Origin of the sequence: Brachyspira catarrhinii (assembly GCF_005518285.1) — a bacterium.
GTDB lineage: Bacteria > Spirochaetota > Brachyspiria > Brachyspirales > Brachyspiraceae > Brachyspira > Brachyspira catarrhinii.
The window spans coordinates 1-9513 of the sequence record NZ_SJDU01000057.1; the positions used below are offsets into that span (position 1 = coordinate 1).

Here is a 9513-nt window from a genome sequence, read left to right on the forward strand (position 1 = left end):
ATCCGTTCTCCCGATTCCGTAAGAAATATCGTGTCTCCGCAAAATAAATGTCCGTCCGCATAATAACAGACTCCGCCTCTCGTATGTCCCGGGGTATGAATAACTTTAAACTCGATGTCTTTTAATTTGAAAGTATCGCCGTCTTTGAATTGTATTTCGGGAGCTTGGCATTTTATTCCTCCGCTGAAATATCCGCTTGCGTTCAATTTTGTGTCGTTAAAAAAATCGTAATCCAAAGCATGAACGCAATGCTCTACTCCTTTATATTTTTCTCTTATATCATCGCTTCCAGATATATGGTCAAAATGCCCGTGAGTGTAAATTACTCTTTTTAATTTTTTGCCTTCAAGCAATTTATCGTAATCTTCGTATCCGAAAGATAATTTAGCCATGTCGATAATCATAGCCTCGTCATCAACTGAAACTATATAAGAATTCATTCCGTAAACATTGATATTTATGCAGTCAATTTTTAATTCGCTCATTTTTATCTCCAATTATATTTTATTATTGTTATAATATATATTCAAATTATTTTACAATTTTTTAATTAAAAATCAATTTAATACTTGACAAAAATTATTTCTTGTGTATAATTAAACTACTTTTAATGAAATGTTTATATTAAGAGGGTTGGTTTTGTTTTCGCAAATCGGAAAAGCCAACGCTCTTTTTTTATTCGTTAATTGTTTATTTTATTGATTAATAAATTTGATAAAAATTTTGCGGTTATAAAAATGAAAAATAATAAAATTAAACCTCAAAGAAAAAAAGAATACGGAAGAGGAGAAAATAAAGATAAAAATAAAAAATTAAAAAAATCTACAAATGAAAAAATTAATATTGTAGACGAAACGATTTTATTTGAAAAGAGTAAAGATATTTTGGAAAAAGAAAGTCAAATATATTTGCTTAATCTTAAAGTTGGCGCTATAAAAGACAATAAAAAAGTTTATGCCGTGATTTTTAAGAAAAACGAAAGCGTATCTCATAGTCATTGTATCGAGGCTACGAGAGTAATTCAGTCGGTAATAAAATCTGCGGGATTTGACGAAGGCGATTATACTATTACGGTTTCGAGCGCGGGCTTTAGATGGAAAATCGAAGAGAGATTCGAACTTTTTGAAAATATGCAAGTAAAAATTAAATATAGAATAAATAATAATGAAGAAGATAAAACTATAACGGAAAGCGGAATTTTGAAAGAAGTAAAAGAAGATTATATTATTTTTGAAAACGAAGATAAAGAATTAAAGAAAATTTTAAAAGAATATATTATAAAAGCGAGATTAAATTGTTAAAAATATTATAAATAATTTTAAGAAAAATAAAAAATTAAAAACGGAGATAAAAAATGTTTGAAAATGTAGGAACTTATTTACAAATGCTTGCCGATGAAAAAGATATTAGTATCGACCTTCTTAAAGAGGTTATATCGTCAACAATAATTTTGGCGTTGAAAAAGAAATACGGAAACGACACCAACTTTCACATCAATTTTGACGAAAAAAATAATCCGACAATTTATAGAGCGGTAATAGTTGTGGAAAATGTGGAAGACGAAAAAAAAGAAATTTCTTTGGAAGAGGCTAAAAAACTTGACGGCGATATTAATTTGGGAGACGAAGTTTTGATATTAGTCGACCAAATGGAAGAGTTTGGCAGAATCGAAAGCAATGTCGCAAGAACTACTTTCTTTCAAAAAATTTCGGAACTTGAAAAAAATATTATATATAACGAATTCAAAAGAAGAGAAAATCAAATTGTAAACGGATATTTTCAAAGGGAAAACAGAGGAAATATTTATGTCAATTTGGGTAAAACCGAAGGCGTTTTATTAAAAAAAGACCAATCTCCGAGAGAGCATTATTCGGTTGGCGACAGAATAAGAGCTTATATTTACAGAGTGGAAAACGATAGAAGCGGACATCCGACTATTTATTTGACGAGAAGCAAAGGCGATTTCATAAAAAAACTTTTCGAGCTTGAAATTCCCGAAATAGCGGACGGAACTATAGAAATAAAAAATATCGTTCGTCAGCCCGGACTAAAAATAAAAATGTCGGTAGTTTCAAATAAGCCCGAAGTGGACCCAGTCGGCGCTTGCATAGGGCAGAAAGGAATTCGCATTCAATCTATAATTAAAGAGATAGAAGGCGAAAAAATCGATGTAGTAAAATGGTCTAAAGATATAAGAGAATATATAGCCGAAGCGATAGCTCCAGCGAAACCTATAAGAATAATAATTACCGAGCCAGAAGATAAAGAGGCAATGATTATAATTCCAGACGAACAATTAACTCTCGCGCTCGGCAAAAGCGGTTATAATGTCAAACTTGCCTCTCAACTCACGGGATATAACTTCGACTTGAAAACGGAAACCGATATTAAAGAAAATCCAGAATTATTGAAAGATTTAGTTCCTTTAAGCCAAATATTTGCCGATAGTTCGGAAGAAGCGGGAGAAATGGAAGAAATCGTTCAAGAAGAAAGCGGCGAACTTTCAAGCAATCTTTATTCGCTTTCGGGAATCGATAAAGAAGTCATAGAAACTTTGATTAATAATAATATCAATTCAATAGAAGAACTTTATCGAATGTCTGCCGAAGAAATTATTGAAAAAACCAATTTGGATAAAGAAATCGTTGACAATATAATAAACACTCTTAAAGAAATTGTTACAGTTGTGGAATCGGACGAAGAAGGTTACGAAACGACTGAAGAAGTTGTAGAAGAGATAGAAGTTTACGAATGTCCTAATTGCGGTTCTACGATAACTGAAGATATGACTAAATGTCCAAAATGCGGAGTGGAACTATCTTTTGAATAGAATAAATTTTAATAAAAATATATGTCCTCTATGCGAGACGGAAGTAAACGAAAATAATATAGTCGATATTGTCGAAAATATTTGGAAAGAAAGTAAAAATGTTTATCAATGTCCTAATTGCAAACTTTATTTTATAGATAAGCCTTCGCGGGAAGAAATGGAATTTTTATATAAAAGCGATTTCTATATAAAAAATAAAAGTCCCGTTTATAAATTCATTGACGATAAAATGAAATATGCGAGAGCTTTAAACAGATTTAATTATATAAAGAAATTTATTAAAAAATCTAATAATTTAAATGTTTTGGAAATAGGCGCGTCTAACGGACTTTTGCTTTCTCTTTTTAAAAAAGAAAATTTTAATGTTTTCGGTTATGAATTAAACGAGAGTGCAAGAAAAAACGCTTTTAAAAAATACGGCATAGAAATGAAAGAAGATTTTTTGAAAGATAAAGATATTAATAAAAATAAATACGATGTAGTTATAATGTCGCATATTTTGGAGCATTTTATAAATCCTAAATATATTTTAAATAATATTCATAATTTCATAGGGGGGGGGTAAATAGCCTCTTATTTATTGAAATTCCATATACTCCTAATTATAAAATAGTTTCAAAAGAAGATATGAAAATATTTTTTGAAACGGAACATACCGTTCATTTTAACGAAAAAAATATTTCTCTTTTAATCAAAGAATGCAATTTTAAGATTTTGGATATTTGCTACAGCGAATACAATATTATTGACAATTTGAAGAAAAATATATGGCTTGGCAAATTGGATTTCAAATCGTTAATTCCATTTTTGTATTTCATTTCTAAAATTTGTTTTAATCCAAATAACGCTTTTATAGATTATAAAATTTCTAATGATTTTAATTTTGGAAGAAATATAAGAATAATCGCCACAAAAGATAATTAATATTGACATACGGTTTATGCGTTATAAAATTAAATAAAAAATTTTATAGGCGTAAAAAATAATATGATATGTAAAGTTTGCGGAAGCGATAAATATGATAAAATTGGCGAGATTAAAGGAATTTGGAAAGAAAATAAAAATGTTTATCAATGCGAAAAATGTTTGCTATACTTTATCGAATCTCCAAGCGATGAAGAAATTTATTTATTATATAAAAACGAATATCATAGCGGAATAAAAAATAAAATATTCGAGTTTGCAAAAAGCAAAATGAGATACGCGAGATGCTTAAATCAATTCAATTTTATAAAAAACGCCGTGAATTGCGATAATAAAAAAATATGCGAAATTGGAGCTTTTGACGGATTATTATTAAATATTTTTAAGAATAACGGATGCGAAGTATTCGGCTACGAACTTAACGATAATGCGAGAGAATACGCTAAAAAGAAATATAATATAGATTTGAAACCGAATTTTTTGGAAGACAATCAAAAATACGATATTATTATACTTTCGCATGTTATAGAACATTTTAAAGAGCCAAAAGAAATTCTATTAAAAATAAAATCGATGTTAAACGACAACGGATTTATTTATATAGAAGTTCCAAATTCTCCAATGATAAATCAATCGAAAAATCAATGTTCCTATGAAACGCTTATTAAATATTTAACAACGACTCATACGGTTAATTTTAATATGGATAATTTAAAATGTTTTGCGGAAAATTGCGGTTTGAAAATAATAAAATATCAATATAATAATTATAATGTAAATAAAAATAATGAAAAACTTCGTATAACTTTATTGGAAGGCGGACTTCCTTCAATAGATAATTTTTTTAATTTTTCAATATTCGCCTTGAAAACGGTTATTTTTCCAAAGTCCGTTTTTATAGATTATGACGACAATAAAGATATTTGGACTTTTGGAGAAAATATAAGAATAATCGCGGGAAATTAATTTATTGACATATCGATTATAAAATATATACTTTCTATAAATGTTGAAATATAAAAATTTTATTTAATTTGAAAAAGGAGAATAAAATGAATAGACTTATAAACATAATATTTGCATTCACGGTAATATTATCATGCGGTAATCCTAAAAATGATGATAATATAGTAATCTCTTTAGGCGGAGAAGTCGCAACTATAGACCCGCATTTAAATACCGCCAATATTGGAACGGTTTATATAAGGCATTTTTTTGAAGGATTAATGAAGAAAGATAAAGACGGTAAAATAGTTCCTGGTATGGCTGAAAGATACGATATAAGCGAAGACGGACTTATATATACTTTTTATTTGAGAACTAATGCAAAATGGAGCGATGGCAAAGATTTTACGGCGGACGATTTTTTATATAGTTATAGAAGATTTGTAGACCCTAACACTGCCTCTCCTTACGGACATTTGATGAAACCGATAAAAAATGCTTTGAAAATAACTAAAGGCGAAATTCCAATTGAAGAACTCGGTATAAAGAAAATAGACGATTACACATTGGAAATAACTTTAGAAAATCCTACGGCGTATTTCTTGGAACTTGCCGATATGTATTTGCCAGTAAGAAAAGATATTGTAGAAGAGTTTGGCGATGCTTGGGTATTGAATCCCGAAAGTTATATATGCAACGGTCCTTATAAAATGAAAGAGAGAGTTATTGACGATAGAATAGTTATGGAAATTAATACTAATTATTATGATAAAGATAAATTGGTAGCTAAAAATATAACTATAAAAATGATTTCAGATAGAAATACGGCATTGGCGGGAATTAGAAATGGGGATATTCATTTTTCAAATTTAGTTCCTACGCAAGAATTGGAAGAACTTGAGAAAGAAAATTTAATAGTTATGAATCAAGCATACGGCACCGTATTCTTTGAAATAAATTTAACTAATAAAGCTTTTACAGATTCGAGAGTAAGAAAAGCTTTAGCGCTTGCAATAGACAGAAATTATTTAATTAATACGGTTAATAAATCTGTAGGCATACCCGCTGGAGCGTTTGTTCCTCCCTTGATAGACGATTATGAAGGCAAATTCAGGGCTAATGGCGGCAACTATATAAGCGTTGATGTTAATGATTATCAAAAAAATGTGGAAGAAGCTAAAAGATTAATGTCAGAAGCGGGCTATCCTAACGGAAAAAACTATCCCGTTATAGAAGTTTTGGTATCAAGCGAAGGAAATGTGGTTATGGTAGAAGCCATACAGCAGATGTGGAAAAATATTAATGTAGACGCTGTTATAATACCAAGAGAATGGTCGGTTATACTTCAAAGTTTTAGAGATTTAAGTTATCAAATGGTATTAAGCGGATGGACAGGAGATTATAACGACCCTATGACTATGTTGGATTTATATTTAAGTTATGCTCCAAGTAACCCTGGATACAGTAATTACTCATATAATAATTTGCTTGAAGAAGCTCAAAAAACGGTTAATGCAAAAGACAGAATGCAAATGCTTCATAATGCGGAAGAAATACTTATGAACGATATGCCTATTATACCGATACATTATCGTTCAAATCCATTAATGGTTTCTAAAAAATTAAGAGATTATAAGTTGGACCCTTTGTCAAAGTATAGATTTCATTATTCTTATTTAGTTAAATAATTAAGTAAATAAAATAAAAGCATAATATGAAAAAAATATTTATAATATTCTTAATATCGTCCGTTTGTTTATATTCCTATGAAATTCGGCTTCATTTTTCGAGAAGTTATATTGACAATAATATTTTATACGCTGACGCTTATGTAGGAATAAATATGGAAGTCGATGAAAATCTAAAAAGATATGTGGAAAACGGAATAATAATATTTTTGAATTTTCGAGTAGATTTTGTAAAAAAGAATTTTCTTATAAACGAAAATATTAAAGAAATTTATTTTAATAGAAGAATTTATTATGATTTTTTCACTAAAGAATATGTGGCGGTAAATTCGGACACTTCGCTTGAAACGAGAAACTCTAATTTTTACATCCTGATGCGGACTTTATACCAAATAAGCAGAATAGAAGTTGCCGATATAAACGAATTAAACGAAAACGATATTTATTTTTTTAAGACGAGATTATCAATCAGATTTCAAAACGCTTTTCCGTATTTGTCAATATTCTTTAATATTATAACTCCTTTGCAATATAGAATCAAATGGTTAAAGTCGGAAGAGTTTAAAATCGGAGAATTATATGATATTTAAAAGAAAAAATCCGATTTTATAATTTTAAGATATAAATAAGTTATATTGACTTTTTAAAAATATCTTATAAAATTATTTTCTATTAAAAAAGAGACGAATATGCGTTTTTATATTATTATATTTTTATTTTTATCTTCTTTCGCTTTCGCGCAAAATTACGGATACGATAAAAAATATCAAGAACAATTAAACGAAAGCGGAGTCGAAATAAACGAAGAACAGAAAAAAAAGGTTAGAGAGGATATAAAAAAATACGCTAATCTTTATTTGGGCAAACATTATAAATATAACGAAAAAGACGAGCTAACGCATCCCGTTTCTAAAGAAAAAAAGAATTTTAATTTTGACTGCTCGGGTTTTGTAGCCGCTGTTTATTGGACTTCAAATATAGCGGTATTCGAAAAGCAGGCGGTTTTGGGAGAAAGCGGAGTAAAAACTATTTACGCCACTTTAGAAAAATATAAAAAATTGTATAATAACTCTTTGCCGAATATAGGCGATATAATTATGTTTGACAGAACTACATCCGAAACGGGCAAACTTACTCATGCGGGAATAGTTGTCGATGTGGACGAGGACGAAACGGTGAGTTATATTCACGCGTCCACAAGCAGAGGACTCGTTTTAGGGTATATGAATTTAAAATATCCCGATTTGGCAAGAAAAGACGGAAAGGTAATAAATAGTTATTTGAGGCGAGGAGGCGGAGTCGATTCTTTAGCTTCAAAATGTTTCAATAGCTACGGAACTATTTTAGATTTGCCTTAAAGTTTTAGTTTTAATAAAAAATTTAAAAATAGGAAAATTAAAAATATAAATCGAATTTAATTGGAGAATATATGAACAATAAAAAAAATAATAAAAATCCAAATAGAAGAAATCCGATGCCTCAAGCTGGAGGCGGAGGAAATCAAATAATAATAATTCTGCTTCTCACAATGGTTGTCGTGATGGCGGTTATGTATTTTCAAAAAACTCCTCAAACGAAAACAGTAGAATGGGATTATTCAACGGTAGTGCAAAAAGTCAAAGAAGGCGCTGTAACCGAAGTGACTATAGTCGACCAAAATATAAGAGATGGAAAAGCGTTTGAAACGGTTAATGGAAGAATAAGCGAAACGAGTTTTTATTCTTATATACCTTTTTCGGCGAGCGGATTTGTAGATTTGCTTATAGAAAATAATGTAAAGGTTAAAGGAGAAGAAAATAAACCGAGTTATTTAAGCATAATTCTAATTAATTTGCTTCCGATACTTGCGATAGGCTTTTTATTATGGTTTTTCATGTTTAGGCAGGTTCAAGGTTCTAATAACAGAGCCATGAGTTTTGGTAAAAGCCGAGCGAGATTATTAACTAAAGAAGATGTAAAAGTCACTTTTAAGGATGTGGAAGGATGCAAAGAGGCAAAAGAGGAATTAGTCGAAGTCGTGCAATTTTTGAAAGACCCCGCAAAATTTACTAAATTGGGAGCTAAAATACCGAAAGGCGTTTTACTTGTGGGTCCTCCGGGAACGGGAAAAACATTGCTTGCAAAGGCTGTCGCTGGCGAGGCAAATGTTCCGTTCTTCAGTATGTCTGGTTCAGAATTTGTCGAGATGTTTGTCGGAGTTGGAGCTTCGAGAGTTAGAGATTTATTCGAGCAAGGAAAGAGAAGCGCTCCTTGTATAATTTTTATAGACGAACTTGACGCCGTAGGAAGAACGAGAGGAGCGGGATACGGAGGCGGACATGACGAAAGAGAGCAGACTTTAAACCAAATGTTAGTCGAAATGGACGGATTCAATACAGACACGAGAATAATAATATTTGCCGCCACTAACCGTCCCGATGTATTGGACCCAGCATTGCTTAGACCCGGAAGATTCGACAGGCAGGTTGTCGTGGATTTGCCCGATGTCAAAGGAAGAGAGGGAATATTTAAAGTGCATATTTCAAAAATACAACATGACCCTTCGATAGATTTGTATCATTTGGCGAGAGCGACTCCGGGATTTTCTGGAGCGGATATTGCAAATATGGTTAATGAAGCCGCTTTAATCGCCGCAAGAAACGACAAACAGAGAGTGGAACTTCCCGATTTTGAAGAAGCGCGAGATAAGGTTATGATGGGACCCGAAAGAAGAAGCATACTCATAAGCGAGAGAGAAAAATTAAATACCGCTTATCATGAAGCGGGACATACTTTAATGGCGGTTTTGCTCCAAAATACAGATTCCTTGCATAAAGTGACAATCGTGCCGAGAGGAAGAAGTTTGGGCGCCACATGGACATTGCCTCCAGACGGAAGATATACTTTGCAAAGAAAAAAAGCCATAGACGAAATGTCGCTTCTTTTGGGAGGACGAGTCGCCGAAGAGTTTAAATTTGGAGAGAATTCGGTTACTACGGGAGCTTCAAACGATATAGAGAGAGTGACGGAAATGGCAAGAAGAATGGTTTGCGAATGGGGGATGAGCAAATTAGGACCAATCGCGTTTGGGCAGAAAGAACAGCCTATATTTTTGGGAAAAGAAATCGCGCGACATAAAGATTATAG

At 31.3% G+C, this 9513-nt stretch carries 10 protein-coding genes; 9 read left to right on the forward strand and 1 reads right to left on the reverse strand.

The features are described 5' to 3' along the window. The coding region (locus EZH24_RS03555) for an MBL fold metallo-hydrolase (RefSeq protein WP_236847056.1) at positions 1–485 on the reverse strand (485 nt) is incomplete at its 3' end. A gap of 252 nt (positions 486–737) precedes the next feature. Here EZH24_RS03555 and EZH24_RS03560 point away from each other — a divergent pair. From EZH24_RS03560 to ftsH, 9 genes are all read left to right on the forward strand, one after another. Beyond that, positions 738–1301, forward strand: a complete 564-nt coding sequence (locus tag EZH24_RS03560; RefSeq protein ID WP_336596087.1) for a ribosome assembly cofactor RimP — start codon at positions 738–740, stop codon at positions 1299–1301. Between the two features lie 53 nt (positions 1302–1354). Continuing rightward, positions 1355–2830, forward strand: a complete 1476-nt coding sequence (gene nusA / locus EZH24_RS03565; RefSeq protein ID WP_137997755.1) for a transcription termination factor NusA — start codon at positions 1355–1357, stop codon at positions 2828–2830. Beyond that, positions 2823–3395, forward strand: a complete 573-nt coding sequence (locus tag EZH24_RS03570) for a class I SAM-dependent methyltransferase (protein WP_137997756.1) — start codon at positions 2823–2825, stop codon at positions 3393–3395. Before nusA ends, EZH24_RS03570 begins: the two co-directional genes overlap by 8 nt. A 62-nt stretch (positions 3396–3457) precedes the next feature. Next, positions 3458–3754, forward strand: a complete 297-nt coding sequence (locus EZH24_RS03575; RefSeq protein ID WP_137997757.1) for a hypothetical protein — start codon at positions 3458–3460, stop codon at positions 3752–3754. 63 nt (positions 3755–3817) lie between these two features. Beyond that, entirely contained in the window at positions 3818–4720 is a 903-nt protein-coding gene (locus EZH24_RS03580; protein ID WP_137997758.1) for a class I SAM-dependent methyltransferase, read from the forward strand. Positions 4721–4806: 86 nt separating this feature from the next. After that, positions 4807–6387, forward strand: coding sequence for a peptide ABC transporter substrate-binding protein (locus EZH24_RS03585; protein ID WP_137997759.1), 1581 nt, complete (start codon positions 4807–4809; stop codon positions 6385–6387). Positions 6388–6413: 26 nt separating this feature from the next. Continuing rightward, positions 6414–6977: a DUF4390 domain-containing protein gene (locus EZH24_RS03590; RefSeq protein WP_137997760.1), complete on the forward strand. Its 564-nt coding sequence runs from the start codon at positions 6414–6416 to the stop codon at positions 6975–6977. A gap of 99 nt (positions 6978–7076) precedes the next feature. After that, positions 7077–7745 carry an NlpC/P60 family protein gene (locus EZH24_RS03595; RefSeq protein WP_137997761.1) on the forward strand — a complete coding sequence of 223 codons (669 nt, stop codon included), beginning with the start codon at positions 7077–7079 and terminating at the stop codon, positions 7743–7745. A gap of 71 nt (positions 7746–7816) precedes the next feature. Further along, positions 7817–9513: ATP-dependent zinc metalloprotease FtsH (gene ftsH, locus EZH24_RS03600; protein WP_137997762.1), on the forward strand; the 1697-nt coding region annotated here is incomplete at its 3' end.